Below are 23,285 nucleotides of genomic sequence, written 5' to 3' on the forward strand. Positions count from 1 at the left end.
TGATGTCCCCCCGTGCCGTTCTGCTCTTCGACATCGACGGTGTGATCCGGGATGTCGGCGGCAGTTATCGGCGCGCCATCGTGGAAACGGTGCACCAGTTCAGCGGCCAGCGCCCTGAGCCCGGTGCCATCGACACCCTCAAAAGTGAAGGCTGCTGGAACAACGACTGGGAAGCCTCGCTGGAGCTGCTGCGCCGCTCAGGTCATACCCCGCTCCCAGCCTTCGAAGCCCTGGTGGACGTGTTTGGCGGCTTCTACTTCGGTGGCGACCCCGAGGGGGATTCCAGTCTGTGGCAGGGGTTCATCGGCAGCGAACCGCTGCTGGTGGAATCTGATTTCTTTGCTGCGCTGACCAGGGCCAACGTGGCCTGGGGCTTCGTGAGCGGTGCGGAGCCCCCGTCCTGCCGCTACGTGCTGGAGACACGGCTGGGGCTGCGCGAGCCCCCTCTGATCGCCATGGGCCAGGCTCCCGACAAGCCCGACCCCACGGGCCTGCTGCTGCTTGCCAGCCAGCTCACGGGCGCAGCGCTGGATCAGGCGAGTCCGCCGATCGCCTACCTGGGCGACACCGTGGCGGATGTTCTCACCGTGCAGCGGGCTCGGCAGCACTGCCCTGCTGTCCGCTTCCTCAGCCTGGCCGTCGCCCCACCCCACCTGCAGGTCCCGGAAGCCATCGACCTCCGAGCTGCCTACGAAGCCCGGCTGATCGAAGCCGGAGCCGATGTGGTGCTGCCCTGCACCAGGGCCCTCGAACCCGAAGCCCTGTTGCGCTGGCTCAGCGCTCCATCGCCGCCGGCGCCTTGAGAGCAGCAGCCGTGAGGACCTCGTGGCCCTGCTCCGTCACCGCCACGTCATCCTCGATGCGGATGCCGATCCCCTTCCAACGCTCCTCGATCGCCGGCTGGCCATCCGGCACCGGCAACCGATCGCTCACGTACAACCCCGGCTCCACGGTGAGCACCATGCCGGGCTCGAGCGCCACTGGATGCTCGCCGAGCCGGTAGGCGCCCACATCGTGCACATCCAGGCCGAGCCAGTGGCCGGTGCGGTGCATGTAGAGATGGCGGTAGGCGCCCTGCTCGATCACGCTGTCGGCCGAGCCCCGCAGCAGGCCCAGCTCCAGCAGGCCCTCCACCAGCACCCGCACCGCCGTGTCGTGGACCTGTTCGGCGGTGGCCTCCGGCCGCACCACCGCCACGGCCGCCTCCTGGGCCGCCAGCACCAGCTCGTAGAGGGCCCGTTGCTCGGCGCTGAAGCGGCCGCCCACCGGAAAGGTGCGGGTGATGTCGCCGTTGTAGTAGTCGCCCAGGCTGCAGCCGGCATCGATCAGCAGCAGGTCGCCATCCCGCAGCTCGGCGGCATTGGCGGTGTAATGCAACACGCAGGCGTTGTCGCCGCCGGCGACGATCGAGCCGTAGGCCGCTCCGCGCGCGCCCCGTTCGAGGAAGTGCTGCTCGATCACCGCCTGAACCTGCCGCTCCAGCAGGCCCGGCCGCGTCACCCGGCGAGCCAGTTCGTGGGCTTCGGCGGAGATCCGCGCCGCTTCCCGCAGCCGCTCCAGTTCCTCGGGGCTCTTGCGCAGGCGCAACTCATGCAGCATCGGACAGGGGGCGACCAGCCCCAGGGCGGCGCTGCCGGTGCGGGGGGCCCGATCCAGCTGATGGGCCCAGGCCTGCAGCACCAGCGGCTCCACCGTGGGATGCCGCCCCACCCGGAAAGCGATGCCCTCGGCACCCTTGAGGTAGTCGGCCAGCCGCTGGGGCAGCTCGGCGATCGGATGGGCCCGGTCAGCACCGAAGCGCTCCACCGCCCCCTCACAACCCCAGCGGAAGCCGTTCCAGACTTCAGCGGTGGGATCCTTCGGCTCCACGAAGAGCACGAAGGGATGCTCGGGGCAATGGGGCAGGAACAGGGCCACCGCCCCGGGCTCATCGAAGCCGGTGAGATACCAGAAATCACTGTTCTGGCGGAAGGCATGCTCCACATCGGCGTGGTGCGTCGCCAGGGAGGAGGCCGGGATCACCGCCGCCACGCCACCGAGGCGGTGCAGGAAGCGTCCGCGCCGCTCCGCATAGGCCGCGGCGTCAATCGGAGGCGGGCTGGCCATGGGCGGCGGAACGGCTCGACAGCCAGAAGTTGGAACAGCCGGTTTAATACAGAGACCGCGCAAGTTGCGTGCCTTGGGCCCGGAACGGCCAGCACGCTTCCCGGTTGTTGACGCCGCCCCTGCGATCGCTCACCTCTCCACCACCTCCGTCCCCCCCCACGCGCCCGTCGCCGGATGAACGATTACCTCGTCCTCGGCGTGTTGGTGGTGGTGATGCTGCTGGGCTCGGCGGTGTGCTCCGGTGTCGAGGCCGCCCTGCTCACCGTGAGCCCGATCCGGGTGCATGAGCTGGCCCATCGTCCTCGGCCATCCGGCAGCGCCCGCCGCCTTGAGCAGCTGCGCAACCGCCTGGGCCGCACCCTGTCGGTGCTGGTGATCGTCAACAACACCTTCAACATCTTCGGCAGCCTGATGGTGGGCGGCTTCGCCAGCTGGGTGTTCAGCCGCCACAACATCGATCCCGTCGCCCTGCCGCTGTTCTCGGTGGGGCTCACCCTGCTGGTCATCCTGCTGGGCGAGATCCTGCCCAAGGCCCTCGGCAGCCGGCTGGCGCTGCCGGTCTCCCTGGCCAGCGCGCAGAGCCTGACGCTGCTCCTGAAGCTGATGCTGCCCCTGGTGCTGGTGCTGGAACGCCTGCTGCCTGGCATCAGCGATGAGAATGAGCTCAACACCGACGAAGAGGAAATCCGACTGCTGGCCAGGCTCGGCTCCCAGAAAGGGCAGATCGAGGCCGACGAGGCCGCCATGATCGCCAAGGTGTTCCAGCTCAATGACCTCACCGCCAGGGATCTGATGGTGCCGCGGGTGGCGGCCCCCACCCTGCAGGGCCAGGCCAGCCTCGAGAGTCTGCGGTCCAACCTGCTGTCCAACCCGGCCTCCTGGTGGGTGGTGCTGGGCGAGGAGGTCGATGAGGTGCTGGGGGTGGCAAACCGCGAACGGCTGCTCAGTGCCCTGTTGCAGCAGGAAGGCGCGATGACCGCCGCCGAGCTGTGCGAGCCGGTGGAATACGTGCCGGAGATGATTCGCGCCGATCGGCTGCTCACCGGCTTCCGGCGGAACAGCAGCGGCATCCGCGTGGTGGTGGATGAATTCGGTGGCTTCGTGGGGGTGATCGGCGCCGATGCGGTGCTGGCGGTGCTGGCCGGCTGGTGGCGCCGCCCCCAGACCGGTGGGGACAACCTCGCCCTCAACGTGGAGCAGGAACAGCCGTCATGACCTCCCCCTCGCTGAGCCACGGGTCCCGCCGGGGCTCCGCACCACCAGCCCATCGCCCGAGGCTGACGCCCCCGCCCACCGCTGAGCGCTGCCTGCTGCTGCTGCGCCGCTGGCGGGCAGAGCTGCAGCTCAGCCCCCGCGAAACCACCCTGCTTGGACCGGAGCTGGCAGGGCTGGACCGGCAACTGCAGCGTCTGGAGCAGAAGCAGCCGCGCCTGGCCGTGTTCGGCCGGGTGGGGGTCGGGAAATCGAGCCTGCTCAATGCCCTGCTTGGCGAGGAGGCCTTTGCCACGGATGTGGCCCATGGCTGCACCCGTCGCCAGGCGAGCCGGCCCTGGCAGCAGCCGATCGCGGGGCTGAGCGCCGTTGAGCTGGTCGACACGCCGGGGATCGACGAGATCGCCGCCGAAGCGCGTTCCCGGCTGGCGGCCCGTCTGGCCCTCGGCGCTGATCTGGTGCTGCTGGTGCTGGATGGTGATCTCACCAGCGTCGAGCTGGAGGCGCTTGAACCCTTGCTGGCCAGTGGCAAACCGCTGCTGCTGGTGCTCAACCGCTGCGACTGCTGGCCCGAGCCGGAACGCCAGGCGCTGCTGGCCAGCATCCGCCGCCGGCTCCCCGCCGCCGCCCGCACCCTGGAGCCGATCGCGGTGGCGGCGGCGCCGCGGCGGCCCCAGCTGCTCGACGATGGCCGTGTGCGCAGCGTCCGCGAAGCCGCCCAGGTGGAACCGCTGCGCCACACCCTGCGGCAACTGCTGAGCGATCACGGGCCCCTGTTGCTGGGCCTCAACGCCCTGCGGGCCGCTGATCGCTTCAGCCAGAGCCTCCACGCCCACCGCCTGCGCCAGGGCCGCCGCCACGCCCAGACCCTGATCGGCCGTTTCGCCGCCCTCAAAGCCACCGGCGTCGCGGCCAATCCGCTGCTGCTGCTCGATCTGGCGGGAGGCCTGGCCTGCGATACCGCCCTGGTGCTGCAGCTCTGTCAGCTCTACGGCCTGCCGATGACCAGCAGCGGCGCCCGCCAGCTGCTCTCACGCCTCTCCGGCCACAATGCCCTGCTGGGCGGCGTTCAGCTGGGCCTGCAGCTGCTGCTGGGTGGCATGCGCCAGGTCCTGCTGCTGGCGGCGCCCTTCAGCGGTGGTCTCAGCCTCGCGCCGGCGGCGCCGGTGGCCCTGGCCCAGGCGGCCCTGGCCGTGCACACCACCCGTCGCACCGGCCGCCTCGCGGCCGCCGAGCTGCTGCGCGGCGCCAGCGGCGCCGGCCGGCCAGGCGCCCTGCTGCAGCGCCTCTGCGGCCAGGATCCGGAAGTGCGCCGCTGGTTGGCCAGCTGGCAGCAGGCTCCCGTCGCCCTGCCACCGCGGCCTGCCAGCCTGCTGCCCTGAGCCGGCCACCGATGCCCGCCGTTGCCCTGTTCGGCACCAGCGCCGATCCACCCACCCTCGGCCACCGCGCCCTGCTCGAGGGGCTGCTGACCCTCTACCCAGAGGTGGCGACCTGGGCCAGTGACAATCCCCTCAAGCACCATGCGGCCCCGCTGCCCATGCGGGCAGCCCTGCTGGAGGCCCTGGTGGCAGCGATCGGCGATCCGCGGCTGCACCACCGGCAGGAGCTCAGCAGCCCCTGGACGATCGAAACCCTGGAGCGCGCCGCCCGGCAGTGGCCCCAGCACGAACTGGTGTTTGTGGTGGGGAGCGATCTGGCTCCCCAGATCCCCAGCTGGAAAGCCGCCGATGCGATCCTGCGCCGCTGCCGCCTGGCGATCGCCCCGCGCCGGGGTTGGCCGCTCACGGCGGAGCAGCAGCAGGCGCTGCGAGAGCTGGGGGCGGAGCTGGAGCTGCTGCCTCTGGAGATTCCCGCCACGGCCAGCTCAGCGGTGCGCCGCTGCCCCGATCCGGCCCAGGTTCCGCCGGAGCTGCACCCCCTGCTGCTGCAGCACAATCTGTACGGCTTCCAAGGGGGTGGTCCTGCGGCAGGCCGAATCGGCTGATGCAGCCTGATCGGGCTGCAGATGCACCAGCCTGATTGGGCTGCAGATGCAGCAGCTTGAGTCGACTGCGACCACTTCCGCCTCCTTCCCTTCCCCTCACGCCGTTCCCGCTGCCGATGCGTCTTGCTCTGGCCCAGATCGATCCCCTGGTGGGCGACCTGCGAGGCAACGGCGCCCGCATCCTGACGGCCTGCCGGGAGGCGGAGAGCGCTGGCGCCGAACTGGTGCTGACGCCGGAACTCTCGCTCTGGGGCTATCCGCCCCGCGACCTGCTGCTGCGCGCCAGCCTCGTGCAGCGCCAGGGCGAAGAGCTCGACCGACTCGCCGCCTCACTGCCCGCGGAGCTGGCGGTGCTGGTGGGGGTGGTGGAACCGGTGGAGGATGCCGGGGTGCCGGGCCTCTACAACAGCCTGGCCCTTGTGGAGCCGGGCCAGTGGCGCTTCGTGGCCCGCAAACGGCTGCTGCCCACCTACGACGTCTTTGACGAGCAGCGCTATTTCCGCAGCGGCACCAGCGCCGCCGTGCTGGAGCTGGTGCGCAGCGGCCGCCCGTGGCGCCTTGGGCTGACGATCTGCGAAGACCTCTGGGTGGACGAGCAGCTGCAGGGCCACCGCCTCGCCGGCGCGGATCCGATCGCGGCACTGCTGCCGCATCGGCTCGATCTGTTGCTCAACCTCTCGGCCTCCCCCTTCGGCCAGGAGAAGGTGGCCCTGCGGCAAACCCTGGCCTCGCGCGCCGCCAGGCGCCTGGGCTGCCCGGTGGTGTACGTGAACCAGGTGGGCGGCAACGACGAACTGGTGTTCGACGGCGTCAGCTTCGTGGTGGATGGCGAAGGGACGCTGGTGGCTCGCCTGCCCTGCGCCCGTGAAGCCCTCGGTTTCTGGGACGCCGCTCGCGACCAGGCCAGCGCCATCGCGCCGTTGCCCGAGCGGCTGGAGCAGATCTTCCGCGTGCTGGTGCTGGGGGTGCGCGACTATGCCGGCAAGTGCGGCTTCCAGCGGGCGCTGCTGGGCCTGAGCGGCGGCATCGATTCGGCCCTGGTGGCAGTGATCGCCGCCGCGGCCCTCGGCCCCGAGCAGGTGCGGGTGCTGCGGATGCCCTCCCCCTGGAGCTCCGCCGGGTCCCTCAGCGACGCCACAGCCCTGATCGAACGGCTGCACCTGCCCAGCAGCACCCTGCCGATCGCTGCGCTGATGGACAGCTTCGACACGGTGCTGACCCCAGCGCTGGGAGAAGCCCCCCGCGGGATCACGGCGGAGAACCTGCAATCCCGCATCCGCGGCACGCTGCTGATGGCCCTGGCCAACCAGGAGGGCCGGCTGCTGCTCTCCACCGGCAACAAATCCGAACTGGCGGTGGGCTATTGCACCCTCTACGGCGACATGAACGGCGGCCTGGCCGTGATCGGCGATCTCTACAAAAGCACCGTGTTTGCCCTGTGCGCCTGGCTGGACAGCCCCGCCGCAGGCCCCTGCCGCCGTGATCTGGGCCTGCCCGAGTGCGGCGAACTGGTGGGCAGGGCCATCCGCGACAAGCCCCCCAGCGCCGAGCTGCGGCCCGACCAGCGCGACAGCGACTCCCTGCCGGACTACGCCGTGCTCGATCCGCTGCTGAAGGCCTACATCGAGGAGCTGCGCACCCCCGAGCAGCTGATCGCTGCCGGCACCGATGCCGCCCTGGCCGAACGGGTGCATCGGCTGCTGCGTCTGGCCGAATTCAAGCGGCGCCAGGCTGCACCACTGCTGAAAGTGAGCGCTCGGGCCTTCGGCAGCGGTTGGCGGATGCCGATCGCCGCACGCTGATCCCGTCACGAATGCGTGGCAGTTCCGCCCCGGCCCCGCCAATCTGGTGCAAGCCCTGCAGTGGTCCATGACAGCACCCGGCCTGACGGCCCCGATGGCCAGCATCGGCGTGCCTACGGAAATCAAGCAGGACGAGCAGCGGGTGGCGCTCAGTCCTGATGGGGTGCGCGAGCTGGTGGGCCAGGGCATGGAGGTGCGGGTGCAGGAGGGCGCCGGGCTCGGCGCCGGCATCGCCGACGATGACTACGCCGCGGCCGGGGCCCTTCTGGTGAGCTGCGAGGACGCCTGGGGCGCCCATCTGGTGGTGAAGGTGAAAGAACCGCAACCGGAGGAGTTTCGCTATCTGCGCAGCGACCTGGTGCTGTTCACCTACCTCCATCTGGCCGCCTATCCCGAGGTGGGCGAGGCCCTGCTGGAGGCCGGTACCACCGCGGTGGCCTACGAAACCGTGCAGCTCGAAGACGGCAGCCTGCCGCTGCTGGCGCCCATGAGCGAGATCGCCGGGCGCATCGCCGCCCAGGTGGGCGCCCATCTGCTGGAAAAGCCCCACGGTGGCCGCGGCGTGCTGATCGGCGGCTGTACCGGCGTGCGGCCGGCGCGGGTGGTGGTGCTGGGGGCAGGAACGGTGGGCTGGCATGCGGCACGGCTGGCGGCGGCGATGGATGCGGAGGTGTTCCTGCTGGATCACTCGCCCCAGCGCCTGCGCCGGCTGGAGGCCGACCGCAAGGGCCGCCTGGTGAGCCTGGTAAGCAGCCGCGGCCTGATTGAGCGGTTGGTGCCGGGGGCGGACCTGCTGATCGGCGCCGTGCTCACCCCCGGCGGCCGGGCCCCCACCCTGGTGGAGGAAGACCTGGTCCAGCGCATGAAGGCCGGCTCGGTGATCGTGGACGTGGCGATCGATCAGGGGGGCTGCATTGCCACCAGCCGCGAGACCACCCACACCGAACCGGTGGTGACGATCCATGGCGTGCAGCACTACGCCGTGGGCAACATGCCCGGCGCGGTGCCTTTCACCTCCACCGAAGCCCTGGTGAGTGTCACCCTGCCCTACATCCTGGTGATGGCTGGCCGCGGGCTGGCCGAGGCGGTCACCGACCGGCCCGAGCTGCTCTCGGGTCTGAACACCGTCAATGGGGCCGTCTGCCATCCGGGAGTGGCCAAGGCCCTGGGGGTATCGCCGCGCCACCCGATGGCCTGTCTGCGCTGAGCTCCGTTCAAGCGAGGCGCCCCAGGGGCCGGCGCAGGCTGGCAGGGTCGATCCCCTCCCGCAGAGCCAGCACCAGACCAGCCGCTTCGGCGTAGGTCGTCACCTCCAGCACCTCAAGGCCCAGCGCCGCCCCGTCGACCGCCAGCACACAGGGATTGCCCCGCACGGCGATCACCGGGACCCCCCGCTCCGCGCAGGCCAGAACAGCTTCCCCCCCCAGGGCCATCGCCGGCGCCACCACCGCACCGATGTCCGCGGCGCGGATCAGGCCGGCCGCCCTGGAGGCAGCCGGTTCGCTCACCAGATCGGGGGCCCGGCTCAGGCCCACCAGAACGCAGGGCAGGAAGGTGTGGCCCAGCTCCTCCGCCGCGGCCCGCGGATCAAGGCTGGGATCGAGGGGCAGCGGCGCCAGGGCCGGAGCGTGGGCGCAGGGGCAACCCAGATGACGACTGAGCAGATGGCTGATCACGGCCTCGGCACCGGCCAGCCCATCGACCCCCGCCCCCTGGCGGTAGGCCGCCAGGGCTTCACTCTCGGGCTCATCGGGGAAACGGGCCACCACGGCGATCGCCGTGGCCCCGGCCGCCACCAGCTGCTCTCCCGCCCGCAGCAGCAGATCCGGGTGCGCCAGGCTGCCCCAGCTGGCACCACTGGGGCCAAGCGACAGGCTCACCTGCAGCGGTGCCTCGGTGGTGCGCACCGGGCCGATCGCCAGGCCAAGGCTGGCGCGGCAGGCATCGGCCGCCTGCAGATGGCGCTGACACAGGGGCTCCTCGATGCCGGCATCCAGCAGCAGACCTACCCGCCGCGCCGGAACCGGCGCCAGGGCCAGCTCACCGGCAGCGAATCGATTCAGGCTCCAGCCCTCCACGTAGTGCAACCGTGGATCGCTCCAGTAGAGCGCCGCCGCGTTCATCACGTTGGGATGGGTGATCAGGCAGCCACTGGCGGCGGCGAGCAGCCGGGCCGCCGGCAGGCCATCGCCCGCGTAGCCGCCCACGGCACAGCCCACGCCGGTGGGGATCACCAGAAGGGTGGGCAGCGGCGGCGCCGCACAGCCGCTCAACACGCCGGTTTGGTGCTCAACAGCCAAACCCCTTCGACCCTCAGCCCCCGATCAGGATCCACCGCCGTGATCGCCCAGCGCAGGGGCTCGGCGCCGCCGGGTTGGTTGGCCAGGGCGGCCCGGATCTGTGGCAGCAGAGCACCGGGCGCGGGCTTCAGCCACAACTCCAGTGGCTCGAGGCGCATGGGCGCAGCACTCACTTCTGAAACTGACCGAACTGAAGCTCGTAGAGCGCATCTTCCTGGCCGGCGAGCAGATCGAGGTCACTGCGGGGGAATGACACACACAACAGGGCATAGCCCTGCTCCTGCAGTTCCATCTTCACCCCCATGGCATCGGGCTGGTGCACACGGCCGCTGCGGAGCAGGGCTGCACAGGTGGTGCACACCCCCGAACAGCAGGAACTGGGCAAGGGCACGCCCGCTGCTTCAGCCGCGGCCAGCACGGTCTGGTCGGATCGGCACGGAAAACTGTGTCGCGTGCCGTCGATCTCGGCGGTGACGCTGAAGCTGGAGGAATCGGACACGAGCGGGATCGGACGGTCAGGCGCGCAGCCCATCTTCCCCGATGGCCTGCCACTGGCTGGGATGGGGCGCCAGGTACTCCGGCGGCCTGGAGCCAGGCGCGGCGGGCGGTGCGGTGAGCACAAAATCAAGACTGATCGAAAAGCGGTGATCGTCGGGCTCGTGGTTCTCCAGCACGGCGTGATCCAGGCAGGAGGGGAACAGCAGCAGCAGACCGGCTCGCGGCGCCACATCCAGCCAGGCCGCATTGAAGGGAGAGGCGACGCCGATCGGGCCGCCATGGCCCACCGCCAGGCCGGGCACCAACTCGTTCACCTGGCGGACCGGGAAGAGACGCAGACAGCCATGCCGGCCACTGCCATCGCCATTGAGGTAATACACAGCACTGAGGTGTGCATTGGGATGGTGATGGCGGCCCACCACCTGCCCGGTCTCGCTCACCACCGGCCAACAGCGCTGCAGATGCAGCGCCACCGCGGAATCGCAGAAGCCCAGGGCGCCGAGGTAGGTCTGGGCATGGGCTGCGATCTCCGCCACCAGCGGCGCAAAGACCGGGTGGCGGTGCAACTGCCACACCCCATTGAGGTCTCCGGTCCAGGCGCAGCCGGGATCGGGGTTGGAGGCAGACTCACCGCGCAGCTCACAGATCGCCTGAATCTGCAGAGCCGTGTCGAGCGGATCGACCGCTCGCTGCACCTGACCGAGCGCCGTGGGGAAGAGGGCTTGGATCTCCAGGCCTCCCAGTGGGGTCGCCCCATGTTGTGGGGATCCAGCATGAGGGCCAGATCCTGAAGCCACACCACCGTGCTCCCTCATCAACGAGACCTGTCGCACACGCCTGGATCCTGCCAAGCCCCACGTTCGGGCTGCAAACAGACGGGCACAGAAAGCCTCCGGGCACAAAAACATCACTCAAAAAGCCGTTCCCGGGATTCGGAAACGGCCATCTGAACAGCAGTTGCGGGACAACGAATGCTGGCCTGCAGGTGCCAAAGAGCCGAGAGAAGATCTCCGCTCAGAAGGCAACTGATCTGGCCGTCAACAGATCAGGCCATCGCCACGGAGCCACCGACCACCTCGAGGATCTCCTGGGTGATCGCCGCCTGGCGGGCTTTGTTGTAGTCCAGCGTCAGGCTCTTGGCGAGGGCCTTGGCGTTGTCGCTGGCGTTGTTCATGGCCGTCATCCGGCTGGCCAGCTCAGACGCCGCCGCCTCCTGCAGGGAGCGGAGCAACTGATTCTCCAGATACAGAGGCAGCAGGGCATTGAGCAGCTGCTCCGGGCTCTGGTCGAAGACGATGTCCGAGGGGATCTCGGGCTGATCGTTGGCAACACCGCCGGCATCCACAGCCACGGTCAGGCGACCCTCGCGGGTGGTGAGACGGAAGATCTCGTCCTCGGGGGTGGCGATTCCCTGGGGATCCAGTGGCAACAGGGTCTGCACCACGGGCTTGGAACTGACCAGGTTGATGAACTTGGTGAAGATGATCTCGACCCTGTCGGTACTGGCAGAGAGAAACTCAGCCAGTACTTCAGTTGCGATACCACCGGCTTCGCTGGCGTTGGGAACCTGCTCGAGACCGGTGAAGGTGGCCCGGATCGGGTAACTGCGATTCTGGAAATAGGTGATCGCCTTACGGCCGATCAACACCAGATCCACGCTGTAACCCTGCTGCTTGAGCTCAGCGAAGCGTTGCTCGGTGCGCTTGATGATGTTGGCGTTGTAGCCACCGCAGAGACCACGATCGCCCGTCACAGACAACAGCGTGATCGTACGCAGATCGCGGGATTCGAGCAGGGGCGAATCGGCATCCTCGAAGCGCATGCGCGACTGAAGATTCTCCAGCACCCGTGCCAGGCGATCGGCAAACGGACGGCTTCGCAACACCTGCTCCTGAGCGCGCCGCACTTTGGCGGCCGCCACGAGACGCATGGCCTCGGTGATCTTGCGCGTGTTCTTGACCGAACTGATGCGGTCGCGGATTTCCTTGAGATTAGCCATCAGTACGCCCTCCTCAGACGGTGGCGAGCATGGACGATTTGACTTCGTTGATCGCATCCTTGAGCATGGCTTCAGCTTCGTCGCTGAGCTGCTTCTCGGTCTGGATCTTGGAGATGTACTCGGGCTTGTTGGTCTTGAGATACTCGCGCAGTTCACGGCAGAACTGCACCACCGATTCCACCGGAACCTCGTCGATCAGACCCTTGACGCCGGCGTAGACCACCGCCACCTGTTCGGCCAGGATCAGGGGGCTGAACTGGGGTTGCTTGAGGATCTCGCGCAGCCGCTTACCGCGAGCCAGTTGCTTCTGGGTGGCGGCGTCGAGATCCGAGGCGAACTGGGAGAAGGCAGCCAGTTCGTCGAACTGAGCCAGCTCCAGCTTCAGGGTACCGGCGATCTTCTTGATGGCCTTGGTCTGGGCGGCACCACCCACCCGGCTCACGGAGATGCCCACGTTGATGGCGGGCCGCAGACCGGAGTTGAACAGGTCGGAGCTGAGGAACACCTGACCATCCGTGATCGAGATCACGTTGGTTGGGATGTAGGCAGACACATCGCCGGCCTGGGTTTCGATGATCGGCAGGGCGGTCATGCTGCCCTTGCCCATGGCATCACTCAGCTTGGCGGCGCGCTCCAGCAGACGGCTGTGGCAGTAGAAGACATCACCGGGGTAGGCCTCACGACCGGGGGGACGACGCAGCAACAGCGACATCTGGCGGTAGGCCTGGGCCTGCTTGGTGAGGTCGTCATAGATCACCAGGGTGGCCTTGCCCTTGTACATGAACGACTCGGCCAGAGCCGCGCCGGTGTAGGGAGCCAGGTACTGAAGAGCGGCTGCTTCAGAGGCGCTGGCCGCTACCACGATGGTGTAATCCAGGGCGCCCTTCTCGCGCAACACCTCAACCACGTTGGCGACGGAGGCGGCCTTCTGGCCGATCGCGACATAGACGCAGACGACGTCCTGACCCTTCTGGTTGATGATCGTGTCAATGCCGATCGCCGTCTTGCCGGTCTGACGGTCGCCGATGATCAGCTCACGCTGGCCACGACCGATCGGGATCATGGCATCGATGGCTGTGATGCCGGTCTGCATGGGCTCATGCACCGACTTGCGCTGGATGATCCCAGGCGCCATCGATTCGATCAGACGGGTCTCGGTGGTGGCGATCTCACCCTTGCCGTCGATGGGCTGACCCAGGGAGTTCACCACCCGACCCAGCATCGCCTCGCCGACGGGTACTGCGGCGATCTTGCCGGTGGCCTTCACCGTGCTGCCTTCGCGGATGCCGAGCCCCTCGCCCATCAGCACAACGCCGACATTGTCGTCCTCCAAGTTGAGGGCAATGCCTTCGGTGCCGTCCTCAAATTCCACCAACTCGCCGGCCATCACCTGTTGGAGGCCGTAGACGCGGGAAATCCCGTCACCAACCTGCAGAACGGTTCCGACGTTGCTGACCGAGACGGATTTGTCGTAGTCCTCGATCTGCTGCTTGAGGATCGCGCTGATCTCGTCGGGGCGGATGGAAACCATGGGTGGAAATCCCCGGCAGGGGACACGAGGGGAAAAAGGCGGAAGGAGAAACGGGGGGAGCTAGCTCACCTTGGCCAGGGCCAGACCGAGGCGACGAACCTGTCCGGACAGGCTGGCGTCGATCACCTGCGAACCGACACTGACGGTGAAGCCGCCGATCAGAGCGGGATCGACCTTCTGGACGACCTCAACCTGCTCGGTGGCCGCCACGGTTTTGATCCTGCTGGTGATCTGGGCCAGCTGCTCGGCAGCCAACGTGGTGGCCGAGGTGACCGTCGCCAGGGCGATCCCGTTCTGCTGGCGGTAGAGGTCGAGCAGACGCTCCAGCACTGCATCCAGAACTTCGATGCGCTGGCGATCAGCCAACAGCTTGAGAAGATTCAGAAAGGTGGGCGTCACCTGCTCCGCGAACAGAGCCTGGAGGGCACCCTTCTTGGCTTCGATCTCGATGACCGGCGAGGTCAACGCCTGGCGCAGATCATCGGATTCATTCCAGAGCGCCAGGATCTGACGGGCCTGGTCCACAACCTGTTCCAGTTCGTTGTGGGCTTCCGCCACCTGCAGGAAGGCTTCTGCGTAGGGCGTGGTGATGGAGTTGAGCAGCGGCATCAGGCGTTACCCATCGATTGGATGGCCTGCTCGATGAAACGGGCCTGGGCCTGGTCATCGAGCTTGCCAGGAAGGCTTGAGAGGGCCTTGTCAATGGCCAGCTGGGCGGCCTGGCGTCGCAGCAGGGTGGTGACCCTGGCCGCTTCGGACTCGAGATCATTGCTGGAGCTCTGCTTGATCCGCGCCATGTCCTCGATGGTGCGCTTCTCGATCTCGAGGCGGATCGACTGGGCACGCTCCTTGCCTTCAGCGCGGATCTGATCGGCCTTCTTCTGGGCCTGACCAAGATCCTGCTGGGCCGTGGCAAGCGAGGCCGTGGCCTTGGCCAGGCGCTCCTCTGCGTCCTTGAGATCAGAAAGGATGAGGGCCCGACGGCGCTCAAGGATGCCACCGAGGAAGCTGGGGAGGAACTTCCAGAGGCAGGCGATCACGATCGCCAGGTTGATGATGTTGGATTCGAAGATGTTGAAGTTGAGGCCGAAGCCTCCCTCCGAAGCCATCACCAGGGGAAGGGGAAGATTCATTTGGTGGCAGCCAGCAGACGTTCGACGATCAGATCACCGAGTTGGTCGGCATCTCCCTGAAGCTGTGTCATGGCCGATTCCCGCTGGGAATCAATCTCACGACGCGCCTGTTCGCGCGATGCGTTGGCTTCGGCCGTCGCAGTGGCCAGGGCGTCACGATAGAGGCGATCGGATTCCTGTTCAGCGTCGAGGATCAGCTTCTGGGTGTGGAGACGGGCCTCCTTGAGCTGCTCCTTCAATTCAGTCTCCAGACGCTCCACCTGGGCCAGCTTCTGCTTGGCCTCGGCACGACTGGTACTGATGTAATCCTCTCGCTCTTCCACGACCCGACCGACCGGGCGGAAAAACAGGGCATTGAGAATGAAGGTGAGGACGACAATCTGCACTGCCATCAGCGGCAGAGTGGCGTCGAGGTCGAACAGACCTCCTTCGGGTGCACCTGCTTCGGCAAGCAGAAGCCAGCTGGTCATGGGGCGGGAGTGGCGAGCGGACGTCCGGAGAAAAACCGGAGGGAGAACGCGGAGCGAACGGACAACGATGCGGACGAGGCCCAGGAAACCATCGGTTCCAGGGACCTCGGATCACATCCAGTTCCGATCAGCCGGCGAAGGGGTTGGCGAACAGCAGCACCAGGGCCACCACGAGGCCGTAGATGGTGAGAGCTTCCATGAAGGCCAGGGAAAGCAGCAGGGTGCCGCGGATCTTGCCTTCAGCTTCAGGCTGACGAGCGATGCCTTCGACAGCGCCGCCGGCAGCGGTGCCCTGACCGATACCGGGGCCGATGGCGCCAAGGCCGACGGCGAGACCAGCGGCCACGACGGACGCAGCGGAGGTGATGGAATCCATGGTGGAAGGGGGGATGTGGAGCGCTGGGGTAGCGCTGGTTGAACCTGTCGCCAGCGGACGTCTCCTCCTTGGAGACGGGCCCGGACTGCAACCGGACCTGCGAGCAGGAGATTTAGCAGATCGGCTGAAAGGAGCGGCACGTTGCCGTGCGCTCAATCCAGGCCGAGGGAGCTTTAGTGATGCTCTTCGTGAACAGCCTCGCCGATGTAATAAGCGGCGAGGGTGGCGAAGATCAAGGCCTGAATCGCACTGGTGAACAAGCCCAGGAACATGGCCGGCAGAGGAACGACCAGCGGCACAAGAAAAGCAAGCACCGCAACCACCAGTTCATCAGCCAGGATGTTGCCGAACAAACGGAACGACAGGCTGAGGGGCTTAGTGAAGTCCTCGACGATCTTGAACGGGAGCATGATCGGAGTCGGCTCCACGTAGTACTCGAAGTACCGGAAACCCTTGCGGCTAAGGCCTGCATAGAAGTAGGCCAGTGAGACCAGCAGAGCCAGGGCGATCGTGGTGTTGATGTCCGCCGTTGGGGCGCCGAGCTCACCACTGGGCAGATGGATCAGCTTCCAGGGGACCAACGCACCACCCCAGTTGCTCACGAAGATGAACAGAAAGAGGGTGCCGATGAAGGGAAGCCAATCGCGGTAAGCCTTTTCACCGATCTGCTCGCGGGTGAGATCGCGGATGTAGTCCCACAGAAACTCCAGCAGATTCTGGGTTCCCTGGGGATCGCGGCTGAGCTTGCGGGTTCCGGCAACCACGAGGGCCAGCAGCGCGCCGATCACGACCCAGGAGCTCAGGAAAACCTGACCGTGGATCTTGAAATTCCCCAGCTGCCAATAGAGGTGTTGACCAACCTCCAGTTCGGCGAAAGGGAGAACAAGTGGTAAGGCGACCATCTGGCTGGTGGGTTTCGGTGCCGCGCAGGCGGCGTTTCGGAAAACGACGGCGGAGCCGTCAGGCTTGAGCTAGTTCGGTCATGATCTTCAGCTGTCGAAGACAGCATTCAGAAGAATGGCCGGCTTGTAGAGCAGAAAGCCGATCAGGGCAGGCAGCAACTGCAACTCGGGCAGGCGCGCCGCAGCGAGCACAAGCACCACAGGCACCAGAAGCTGAAACTTGCCCACAGACTTCGATCCGTTCCCGACTCGCTCAACACTGCGAGCAAGAAGCCGCAGGTAAAGCAAGCCGGCCATGGCGCCTACCAGCAGACTGCCGGCAGTGGCCAGATCAAAGCGGAGAGAGGTGATCACAACAGCCACTGCCGAAACGAGCAGCGTGGCCAGGATCAGGCGCTGCCGAAGCCGCGCGTAATCGTCCATCCCGTTGGAAGCCTTGGCCTCCGGGGCATCGGACGTGAGAACAGAGGCCTCGACACCGGCTGCGGGATGTCCCGGATCCGTGTCCTGAGGGACGGAGTCGTGAAGAGACACCGTCTCAGGGTGAGAATCCAGTGAGTCCTGCAAGCCCGCCGAAACTCTGTTATGGCGCGCGGAATCTATCACGAGGGCCTCACTCGCCAGGCCGCAGCAGCAGCAGGCGCTGCTCCAGCAACAGCCTGGCCGTGCTCAGCAGTTGGGCGCGGGACCAGTCCGGCAGCAACCGCTCCAGGGGCTGCTCCGGACCGGCCGCCTCAAGGGCCTGGAGCAGCAGAACACCCTCCTCCGAGAGGTCAAGCGGTGCCATGTCCGAATCCAGCAGGCTGGTACCAGGCCAGCCCCAGATGCACGGGTTGCGCACGCCGCGGGCTTGCAGCAGAACCGTGTCATCGGACCAGTCCGGTCGGAGGATCGGCCCCTTGGAGAGAAAGAACTCAAAGTGGCTGATGTCGGGATCCAGCTCCTGCACCAGTTGCCATTGCTGCCGTTCACTCAGGGCACGGGCTCGCTCGAGCAACTCGCCCTGCAGCAGCCTGGCCGGATCCCAGACGGCCGGATTGGAGAAGCCGGCGAAAGTCAGATCCGCCGAGGCCACGAAGGCGAAGAGACGATCCAGGTCGTAACTGGTCTCCTGCGGGTGCAGGTACATGTCGGCGAAGTTGGCATCGGCGGCCGTGTCCATGGCCCAGCGCTGCTCGTGATGGCGGCGCAGGCGATTGGAGGCAGGCAGGTCGGCGAACAGCTGCCGGCCGAGCCTCAGTCCGTCGGCGCCGCTGCCCGCACCCAGCAGGCCGAGGGCGCGCTGGGTGCGGTGGATCTCCCAGCGTCCGCCATCGGCATAGAGAAACAGGTGCAGGAGCCCCCCGGGCTTGAGCCGTGAGGCCAGGGCCGCCAGGCCGGCCGCCGGCTGGCGCAGATGGTGCAGCACCCCCACGGAATTGATGTAGTCGAAGCTGCCTTCGTCGGCCAGGTCCAGCAGGCTGCGGTTCTCGATCCGCACCTGGGAACGCTCGCCGCCGCCGGAGCGACGCAGCCGCTCGCGGGCCACGGCCAGGGCACCGCTGGAGATGTCCACCGCCAGGATCTCGGAGCCGGGGTTGAGATGGGCCAGGTAATCGGTGCTGACACCCGTGCCGCATCCGGCGTCCAGCAGCCGCAGCGGTCGCCCGCCCGCAGCCGCAGCGGGCAGGGCCCCGGTACAGGCCGCATAGGCCGCGTTGACACACCAACGCCAGTTGTATCCAGGCGGCGGGCCGTCCTGGAGCGGATCGCCCGGGTAGGGAAACCGGTCATAGAAGGCACTCACCACCGGGGTGGCGGCATCGGTGCTGGCACCGGGAGCGGCATCGGTGGCAGCCGGAGGAACCGATGGCGAGCCTGCGGAGGTCATGCGGAGAGCCGGGGGGTGGGGCCGAGCTTTTCATGGCGTCCAGCCCAGACGGAAGGGATCGCATCGGGTTCGTCACGGGCCGGAGGGGGGCCGTGAGCGCCTCTGGACATCCGCCCCTCCATGGGGTCGAACCACGGGGCTGCAAACATTTGTTCATGGGCTCCCGAACGCCCGCAAGGCCAGCCGTAAGTTGTCCCAGCCCGGCTCGCTCTCGTTCATGACCGTGACCGCCAGCAGCGGCAGCACCAGGGTCACACCCCAGCTCTACGACACCCTGCCGCTCTCCAGCGTCCGTCAGGCGGAGCAGCAGGACCGATTCCCCGACGGCGGGGAACTCGACAGCCTGATCACCTTCTTCCAGAGCGGTCAGACCCGCGTGGCTGTGGCCCGGCGCATCGCCGCCAATGCTCAGACGATCGTGGCCAAGGCCGCAAACCGCATCTTTGCGGGCGGCACGCCCCTCTCCTATCTGGATGCGCCCCTCAGCAGCGGAGGCGACGAGACCCCTCTCGCCGCCGACCAGGCCGCATTTCAGCGTTCCGTGCAGACCTTCACCGGTGCCGGAGCCGCCGCCAGCCGAGGCAACCTGATCCGTCGGCTGCTCGACGGCGCCGGCGGCGACGCCGACGTGCGCGTGATCCTGCCGACTGGTTTCAACCCGATCTCGGTGGCTGTCTACGGCACCGAGCGGATGAAGAAGTCGGTCCGTGACATGGCCTGGTTCCTGCGTTACGTCGGCTATGCCGTGGTGGCCGGAGATCCCAGCATCCTGGCGGTGAACACCCGCGGCCTGCGGGACATCCTGGAGAAAGCCTGTTCGCTGGCGGCCACGAATGTGGCCCTGCAGGAGATGCGAGCCGCCGCCGCCGGCCTGTTCAAGGGCGAGCCGGAGGCCCGCCAGCTGGTGATCGATTACTTCAACGTGCTGCTCAAGGAGCTTGAGGTGCCGACGCCCTCGGCGCGTCAACGGCTCGGCAGCCCCGAGAACCAGGGACTGCAACTGCCCGCCATCTATGCGCTCTCCGCCGAAGGTGCGCAGCGCTTCAACATGAAGCCCGGCATGAGTGGTGCCCAGAAAGCCGAGGTGATTCGCGCCGCCTACCGCCAGGTGTTTGAGCGCGACATCGTCAAGGGTTACAGCCAGGTGGTCTGCCCTGTGGAAGCAACCCAGGTGCGGCAAGGCCAGATCTCGATGCGCGAATTCATCCGTGCCCTGGGCCGGAGCAAGGAATATCGCCAGCAGTTTTATGGCCGCTTCTCCAACAGCCGTGCGGTTGAACTGGCATTCCGCCACTTCCTCGGCCGGGGCCTGAGTTCCAAGGAGGAATTCACCCGCTACTTCGACATCGTCAGTGCCCAAGGTCTGAACGGCCTAGTCGATTCGCTGATCAATACCCAGGAGTACGCCCGCGTCTTCGGCGAAGAGACCGTGCCTTACCTGCGCGATCTCGGCGAGGAAGCCCAGGAGAGCGCCGGTTGGGGGTCGAACCGGAAGCTGTTCCGCTTCAGCGCTCCGTTTGAAGGAGCCCCGCAGTACATCACCCTCTACTCGTCTTACCGCCAGCCCTTCGGCGATCAACACGCCTACGGCGGTGGTAACGATCCGCTCGGTCTCAACTACGGCGCCATCTTCCCGTCCGGCACGGCCAACGTGGCCACGCGTCCGGCTCCGTATGGTTATGACGCGCGCCGCATCCTGATCGGCAATGGCATGAGCCAGCCTGGTCAGATGGACAGCCCTCAGTTCCGCAAGGCCAAACCTCGTCGGGTCGGGCCCAAGGTGGTGCGGCTGCAGCAGATCGCCACCGGAGGCAATTCCGTGCCCCTGCGCGGTGGACAGCCCAGCATCCGCGGCACTGAAGCCAGCACCCAGGCCGTGATCCGGGCGGTCTACGTCCAGATCCTCGGGACCACGGGCTATGCCGGTGAGTCCACCAAGGTGGAGGAGATCAAGCTCGAAAACGGTGACATCAGCCTGCGCGAGTTCATTCGCCAGGTGGCCCGCTCGGATGCGTTCCGGCGCCGTTACTGGAGCGGGCTCTACATCACCAAGGCCATTGAGGTGATGCATCGCCGCATCCTCGGCCGGCCCACCTTCGGCCGCTGGGAGATCAACGCCTACTTCGACACGGCCGCACGCAAGGGTTTCTACGGCGTTGTCGACGCCATGATCAATTCCCCTGAATACAGCCAGAGCTTTGGTGAAGACACCGTTCCCTACGAACGCTTCATCACAGCGGCCGATGTCAATGCTCGCCGTGTTCCGGCCCTCAGGCGAGCCTTCAATGCCGCCGCGGTGGCTGATCTCACCCTGGCCAGGCGCCCTGACGTGGCACAGCCCCAGCGCCTGCAGACCGTGGGCGATCTGGTGCCCCGCAACCTGCCCGGTCGCCGCCAGGTGATCGTCGGTGGCTGGAGCGCCACTGTGGCCGGCGGTGAAAGCATGGCCAGCAGCCGTGTGGTCGAAGGCCCTGAAAGCATCCGCAAGGATCCGGAACCCACCCGTCGCTGGAGCCAGCCACGTTGGCAGCCCGGCGGTGGTGTCCCGATGCCCTGGCGCAGCGGCGTCGTCCCCGGCCCCGTCAAACCCCTGGGGGCACCAAGCGTTGGAGGTCCGAGCTGGTCTGCCACGGTGTCCACCACGCTGGTGGCTTCGCCCGCACGCCAGCCCGGTGCGGCGATGCGACAGGCCCTGCGCCCTGGCCGTCCCCAGGGGTACGGCCGTCGCCAAAGCCTCGGCATGCCTGTGGTGCTGACCAGCCTGCGCAGCGAAGACAAGCTGCAGCAGGTGATTGAGGCCAGCTACCGGCAATTGCTCAATCGTGTTCCCTTCTCTGCCGAACGGCTTGGGGATGCGGAATCCCAGTTGCGGGATGGCCAGCTGAGCGTCGCCGATTTTGTCGGCCAGATCGCCTCCAGCAGCCTGTTCCTGGATCGGCTCAACCGCATGGCCCCGCTCCGAGCTGCCGCGGCCGCGCACCTGGCTCTGCTGGGCCGCGCCGCCCAGCCCGAGGAATCCAGTCGTTTCCTGGCTACCCGAGTGCGCAGTGGTCTGCTCAGCGCGGTGGAGGCTCTGCTCTCCAGCGACCATTACGCCCAGGCGTTCGGTCGCGACACGGTGCCCTACATCCGAGGATTGGATACCAGTGACGGCATCCCGCTGGAGACCGTGAACCGCACGGCAGCCCTCTATGCCGGCAATGCCGGCCTGACTCCAGCGCCGAAAGGGGCGATCTGAGCGATCCTCCTCACTACTGAGATCGGCTCTCGGCCCCTGCCCTTTTTCTCGTTTCATCTGAAGCGCCTTTTGCACAGGAGAGAACTGGGGCAGACCGACCAGACGAGCAGACCAGGAGCCAAAGACCAGTTGGCCCACCCCCTTGCAGGGGGTGGGCTTTTCTGTGCCCTTGAAAAAGGGAAGAGCATGCGATGACGAATTCAAGCCAGATTGCTGTCGAGAAGAAACACATCCATGCACACACGCATATCAACAACTCCGCCGAAAGCCCTTACGGGCCAAGGGATCTGCGAAATCGAGCCGCCGTGAAGAACTGTTACCGGGACCCGGAAACACTGGGAGGCTTGCCGCAGAATGAGCGGGCGGTCAGGCAATCTGGCCGCACCCACATGGCTGCGAATCTCAGACCAGCAAGGCCCCTAAACCCGGTCTGCCCTGAATTTCTGCCGTGTGGACTCCCAACCCACCCACCGGATACCGGTCTCCTCTCAGGCGACCGCTTGTTTCGAGGCAGAACTGCATGAGCATCGTCTCCAACTCGATCATCAACGCGGACGCCGAAGCCCGCTACCTCAGCCCTGGCGAACTCGACCAGATCAAGGCTTTTGTAGGCGGCGGTCAGCGTCGTCTACGCGTAGCCCAGGTCCTCAGCGAGAGCCGTGAGCGCATTGTCAAGCAGGCCGGCGGCCAGCTTTTCCAAAAGCGCCCCGACTGCATCTCCCCTGGCGGAAGCGCCTATGGCGAGGAGATGACCGCCTCCTGCCTGCGCGACATGGATTACTACCTGCGCCTGGTGACCTACGGAATCATCGCGGGTGATGTCACACCGATTGAAGAAATCGGCATCATCGGCGCCCGTGAAATGTATCGGTCCCTGGGCGTCCCCCTCGATGCCATGGCGGAATCCGTGCGCGAGATGAAGGCCGTCGCCGCCAGCATGCTGACGGGCTCCGATGCCGAAGAAGCTGGCACCTACTTCGACTATGTCGTCGGCGCCCTCTCCTGAGGCTGCATCCGTCCTTCATCCACCGCTTCACACTCAGGATTCATGCAAGACGCGATCACCAACGTCATCAACCAAGCTGACGTCCAGGGGCTTTACCTTGACGGCTCCTCCATGGGCCGCCTGGAGCAGTACTACGCCAGCGGTGAGCTGCGCGTCCGTGCCGCCGCCACCATCAGCGCCAACGCCTCCGGCATCATCAAGGAAGCCGTCGCCAAATCGCTGCTCTATTCGGACATCACCCGTCCGGGTGGCAACATGTACACCTGCCGTCGGTATGCAGCCTGCATCCGCGACATGGATTACTACCTGCGCTACGCCACCTACGCCATGCTGGCCGGTGACACCTCCATTCTGGATGAGCGCGTTCTCAATGGACTGAAGGAGACCTACAACTCCCTGGGTGTGCCCATCGGAGCCACCGTCCAAGCCATTCAGGCCATGAAGGAATCCACTGCTGCACTGGTGGGTCCCGACGCCGGCCGTGAAATGGGCGTGTACTTCGACTACATCAGCTCCGGCCTGGGTAACTGATCCCTGCTGCGGAACACCCTCGCGAGGATCCCCCATGCGTCTGTTCAAGATCACAGCCTGCATCCCCTGCCCCGAAAAGGCACGCAGTCAAAGGGAACTGCAGAACACCTACTTCACCAAGTGGGTGCCCTTCGAGAGCTGGTTCGCTGAACAGCAGCGAATCATGAAGCAGGGGGGCAAGATTCTGAAGGTCGAACTGGCCACCGGTCGTCGTCAGCAGAACGTCGGTAACTGAACACCAGGACCGGCACCATCCCTTTCACTCAGCCTCAGCCCGGCCAATGCCGGGCTTTTTTCATGGTCCAGGAACGGCTTTGATGGACA

Annotated in this window: 24 protein-coding genes; 10 read left to right on the forward strand and 14 right to left on the reverse strand. The window is 66.6% G+C overall.

Annotation, left to right across the window (positions count from 1 at the left end):
• Positions 1-2: 2 nt before the first annotated feature.
• Positions 3-803: a TIGR01548 family HAD-type hydrolase gene (locus tag H8F24_RS00920; RefSeq protein ID WP_197156811.1), complete on the forward strand. Its 801-nt coding sequence runs from the start codon at positions 3-5 to the stop codon at positions 801-803.
• On the opposite strand, the gene H8F24_RS00925 is transcribed toward H8F24_RS00920, so the two are convergent.
• A complete protein-coding gene (locus tag H8F24_RS00925) occupies positions 775-2,106 on the reverse strand; it encodes an aminopeptidase P N-terminal domain-containing protein (RefSeq protein WP_197170590.1) in 1,332 nt (443 codons plus the stop codon). The genes H8F24_RS00920 and H8F24_RS00925 overlap by 29 nt on opposite strands.
• 174 nt (positions 2,107-2,280) lie before the next feature.
• Between H8F24_RS00925 and H8F24_RS00930 the strand changes: the two genes are divergently transcribed.
• The 5 genes from H8F24_RS00930 to ald all read left to right on the forward strand — a co-directional run bounded on the left by H8F24_RS00930 (position 2,281) and on the right by ald (position 8,314).
• Entirely contained in the window at positions 2,281-3,321 is a 1,041-nt protein-coding gene (locus tag H8F24_RS00930) for a CNNM domain-containing protein (protein WP_197170591.1), read from the forward strand.
• The gene (locus H8F24_RS00935; RefSeq protein ID WP_197156817.1) at positions 3,318-4,700 is read left to right on the forward strand and encodes a DUF697 domain-containing protein; all 1,383 of its coding nucleotides are present in this window, start codon (positions 3,318-3,320) and stop codon (positions 4,698-4,700) included. Before H8F24_RS00930 ends, H8F24_RS00935 begins: the two co-directional genes overlap by 4 nt.
• An 11-nt stretch (positions 4,701-4,711) precedes the next feature.
• Complete coding sequence (locus H8F24_RS00940; RefSeq protein WP_197156819.1) at positions 4,712-5,305, forward strand: nicotinate-nucleotide adenylyltransferase; 594 nt, start codon at positions 4,712-4,714, stop codon at positions 5,303-5,305.
• A 116-nt stretch (positions 5,306-5,421) separates the two neighbouring features.
• Positions 5,422-7,107, forward strand: coding sequence for an NAD+ synthase (locus H8F24_RS00945; protein WP_197170592.1), 1,686 nt, complete (start codon positions 5,422-5,424; stop codon positions 7,105-7,107).
• A gap of 67 nt (positions 7,108-7,174) precedes the next feature.
• Entirely contained in the window at positions 7,175-8,314 is a 1,140-nt protein-coding gene (ald, locus tag H8F24_RS00950) for an alanine dehydrogenase (RefSeq protein ID WP_197156822.1), read from the forward strand.
• 7 nt (positions 8,315-8,321) lie between these two features.
• On the opposite strand, the gene H8F24_RS00955 is transcribed toward ald, so the two are convergent.
• The 13 genes from H8F24_RS00955 to H8F24_RS01015 form a co-directional block, all read right to left on the reverse strand.
• On the reverse strand, positions 8,322-9,380 hold the full coding sequence (locus H8F24_RS00955; RefSeq protein WP_197170593.1) for a DUF3326 domain-containing protein: 1,059 nt from the start codon (positions 9,378-9,380) through the stop codon (positions 8,322-8,324).
• A complete protein-coding gene (locus H8F24_RS00960; protein ID WP_197170594.1) occupies positions 9,377-9,565 on the reverse strand; it encodes a hypothetical protein in 189 nt (62 codons plus the stop codon). Before H8F24_RS00960 ends, H8F24_RS00955 begins: the two co-directional genes overlap by 4 nt.
• An 11-nt stretch (positions 9,566-9,576) precedes the next feature.
• A complete protein-coding gene (locus H8F24_RS00965) occupies positions 9,577-9,906 on the reverse strand; it encodes a 2Fe-2S iron-sulfur cluster binding domain-containing protein (protein WP_231598005.1) in 330 nt (109 codons plus the stop codon).
• A 16-nt stretch (positions 9,907-9,922) separates the two neighbouring features.
• The gene (locus H8F24_RS00970; RefSeq protein ID WP_370594779.1) at positions 9,923-10,600 is read right to left on the reverse strand and encodes a putative 2OG-Fe(II) oxygenase; all 678 of its coding nucleotides are present in this window, start codon (positions 10,598-10,600) and stop codon (positions 9,923-9,925) included.
• Positions 10,601-10,950: 350 nt separating this feature from the next.
• Positions 10,951-11,904: a F0F1 ATP synthase subunit gamma gene (locus H8F24_RS00975; protein WP_197156829.1), complete on the reverse strand. Its 954-nt coding sequence runs from the start codon at positions 11,902-11,904 to the stop codon at positions 10,951-10,953.
• 13 nt (positions 11,905-11,917) lie between these two features.
• Positions 11,918-13,435, reverse strand: a complete 1,518-nt coding sequence (gene atpA, locus H8F24_RS00980; RefSeq protein WP_197156831.1) for a F0F1 ATP synthase subunit alpha — start codon at positions 13,433-13,435, stop codon at positions 11,918-11,920.
• Between the two features lie 60 nt (positions 13,436-13,495).
• A complete protein-coding gene (gene atpH / locus H8F24_RS00985; RefSeq protein ID WP_197170596.1) occupies positions 13,496-14,044 on the reverse strand; it encodes an ATP synthase F1 subunit delta in 549 nt (182 codons plus the stop codon).
• Positions 14,044-14,568 carry a F0F1 ATP synthase subunit B gene (locus H8F24_RS00990; RefSeq protein ID WP_197170597.1) on the reverse strand — a complete coding sequence of 175 codons (525 nt, stop codon included), beginning with the start codon at positions 14,566-14,568 and terminating at the stop codon, positions 14,044-14,046. Before H8F24_RS00990 ends, atpH begins: the two co-directional genes overlap by 1 nt.
• The gene (locus tag H8F24_RS00995) at positions 14,565-15,038 is read right to left on the reverse strand and encodes a F0F1 ATP synthase subunit B' (protein ID WP_197170598.1); all 474 of its coding nucleotides are present in this window, start codon (positions 15,036-15,038) and stop codon (positions 14,565-14,567) included. The genes H8F24_RS00990 and H8F24_RS00995 overlap by 4 nt, the downstream gene beginning before the upstream one ends.
• A 127-nt stretch (positions 15,039-15,165) precedes the next feature.
• Positions 15,166-15,414, reverse strand: a complete 249-nt coding sequence (gene atpE / locus H8F24_RS01000) for an ATP synthase F0 subunit C (RefSeq protein ID WP_010315318.1) — start codon at positions 15,412-15,414, stop codon at positions 15,166-15,168.
• Positions 15,415-15,587: 173 nt separating this feature from the next.
• On the reverse strand, positions 15,588-16,316 hold the full coding sequence (gene atpB, locus H8F24_RS01005; protein ID WP_197156839.1) for a F0F1 ATP synthase subunit A: 729 nt from the start codon (positions 16,314-16,316) through the stop codon (positions 15,588-15,590).
• Positions 16,317-16,403: 87 nt separating this feature from the next.
• The gene (locus H8F24_RS01010; RefSeq protein ID WP_231598006.1) at positions 16,404-16,850 is read right to left on the reverse strand and encodes an ATP synthase; all 447 of its coding nucleotides are present in this window, start codon (positions 16,848-16,850) and stop codon (positions 16,404-16,406) included.
• 79 nt (positions 16,851-16,929) lie between these two features.
• Positions 16,930-18,186, reverse strand: a complete 1,257-nt coding sequence (locus H8F24_RS01015; protein ID WP_197170599.1) for a class I SAM-dependent methyltransferase — start codon at positions 18,184-18,186, stop codon at positions 16,930-16,932.
• A 217-nt stretch (positions 18,187-18,403) separates the two neighbouring features.
• On the opposite strand from H8F24_RS01015, the gene H8F24_RS01020 reads away from it, so the two are divergent.
• From H8F24_RS01020 to H8F24_RS01035, 4 genes are all read left to right on the forward strand, one after another.
• A complete protein-coding gene (locus H8F24_RS01020; RefSeq protein ID WP_197170600.1) occupies positions 18,404-21,424 on the forward strand; it encodes a phycobilisome rod-core linker polypeptide in 3,021 nt (1,006 codons plus the stop codon).
• 520 nt (positions 21,425-21,944) lie between these two features.
• Positions 21,945-22,430, forward strand: a complete 486-nt coding sequence (locus tag H8F24_RS01025; RefSeq protein ID WP_197156845.1) for an allophycocyanin — start codon at positions 21,945-21,947, stop codon at positions 22,428-22,430.
• Positions 22,431-22,472: 42 nt separating this feature from the next.
• Positions 22,473-22,961, forward strand: a complete 489-nt coding sequence (gene apcB / locus H8F24_RS01030; protein WP_197156846.1) for an allophycocyanin subunit beta — start codon at positions 22,473-22,475, stop codon at positions 22,959-22,961.
• Between the two features lie 34 nt (positions 22,962-22,995).
• Positions 22,996-23,196: a phycobilisome linker polypeptide gene (locus tag H8F24_RS01035; RefSeq protein WP_197156848.1), complete on the forward strand. Its 201-nt coding sequence runs from the start codon at positions 22,996-22,998 to the stop codon at positions 23,194-23,196.
• Positions 23,197-23,285: the final 89 nt, after the last annotated feature.

This window comes from Synechococcus sp. CBW1002 (assembly GCF_015840915.1).
Taxonomy (GTDB): Bacteria; Cyanobacteriota; Cyanobacteriia; order PCC-6307; family Cyanobiaceae; genus CBW1002.

Coding starts and splice junctions, on each gene's coding strand:
- H8F24_RS00920 (WP_197156811.1), top strand. CDS start 3: ATGTCCCCCCGTGCCGTTCTGCTCTTCGACATCGACGGTGTGATCCGG.
- H8F24_RS00925 (WP_197170590.1), bottom strand. CDS start 2,106: ATGGCCAGCCCGCCTCCGATTGACGCCGCGGCCTATGCGGAGCGGCGC.
- H8F24_RS00930 (WP_197170591.1), top strand. CDS start 2,281: ATGAACGATTACCTCGTCCTCGGCGTGTTGGTGGTGGTGATGCTGCTG.
- H8F24_RS00935 (WP_197156817.1), top strand. CDS start 3,318: ATGACCTCCCCCTCGCTGAGCCACGGGTCCCGCCGGGGCTCCGCACCA.
- H8F24_RS00940 (WP_197156819.1), top strand. CDS start 4,712: ATGCCCGCCGTTGCCCTGTTCGGCACCAGCGCCGATCCACCCACCCTC.
- H8F24_RS00945 (WP_197170592.1), top strand. CDS start 5,422: ATGCGTCTTGCTCTGGCCCAGATCGATCCCCTGGTGGGCGACCTGCGA.
- ald (WP_197156822.1), top strand. CDS start 7,175: ATGACAGCACCCGGCCTGACGGCCCCGATGGCCAGCATCGGCGTGCCT.
- H8F24_RS00960 (WP_197170594.1), bottom strand. CDS start 9,565: ATGCGCCTCGAGCCACTGGAGTTGTGGCTGAAGCCCGCGCCCGGTGCT.
- H8F24_RS00975 (WP_197156829.1), bottom strand. CDS start 11,904: ATGGCTAATCTCAAGGAAATCCGCGACCGCATCAGTTCGGTCAAGAAC.
- atpA (WP_197156831.1), bottom strand. CDS start 13,435: ATGGTTTCCATCCGCCCCGACGAGATCAGCGCGATCCTCAAGCAGCAG.
- atpH (WP_197170596.1), bottom strand. CDS start 14,044: ATGCCGCTGCTCAACTCCATCACCACGCCCTACGCAGAAGCCTTCCTG.
- H8F24_RS00990 (WP_197170597.1), bottom strand. CDS start 14,568: ATGAATCTTCCCCTTCCCCTGGTGATGGCTTCGGAGGGAGGCTTCGGC.
- H8F24_RS00995 (WP_197170598.1), bottom strand. CDS start 15,038: ATGACCAGCTGGCTTCTGCTTGCCGAAGCAGGTGCACCCGAAGGAGGT.
- atpE (WP_010315318.1), bottom strand. CDS start 15,414: ATGGATTCCATCACCTCCGCTGCGTCCGTCGTGGCCGCTGGTCTCGCC.
- atpB (WP_197156839.1), bottom strand. CDS start 16,316: ATGGTCGCCTTACCACTTGTTCTCCCTTTCGCCGAACTGGAGGTTGGT.
- H8F24_RS01015 (WP_197170599.1), bottom strand. CDS start 18,186: ATGACCTCCGCAGGCTCGCCATCGGTTCCTCCGGCTGCCACCGATGCC.
- H8F24_RS01020 (WP_197170600.1), top strand. CDS start 18,404: ATGACCGTGACCGCCAGCAGCGGCAGCACCAGGGTCACACCCCAGCTC.
- H8F24_RS01025 (WP_197156845.1), top strand. CDS start 21,945: ATGAGCATCGTCTCCAACTCGATCATCAACGCGGACGCCGAAGCCCGC.
- apcB (WP_197156846.1), top strand. CDS start 22,473: ATGCAAGACGCGATCACCAACGTCATCAACCAAGCTGACGTCCAGGGG.
- H8F24_RS01035 (WP_197156848.1), top strand. CDS start 22,996: ATGCGTCTGTTCAAGATCACAGCCTGCATCCCCTGCCCCGAAAAGGCA.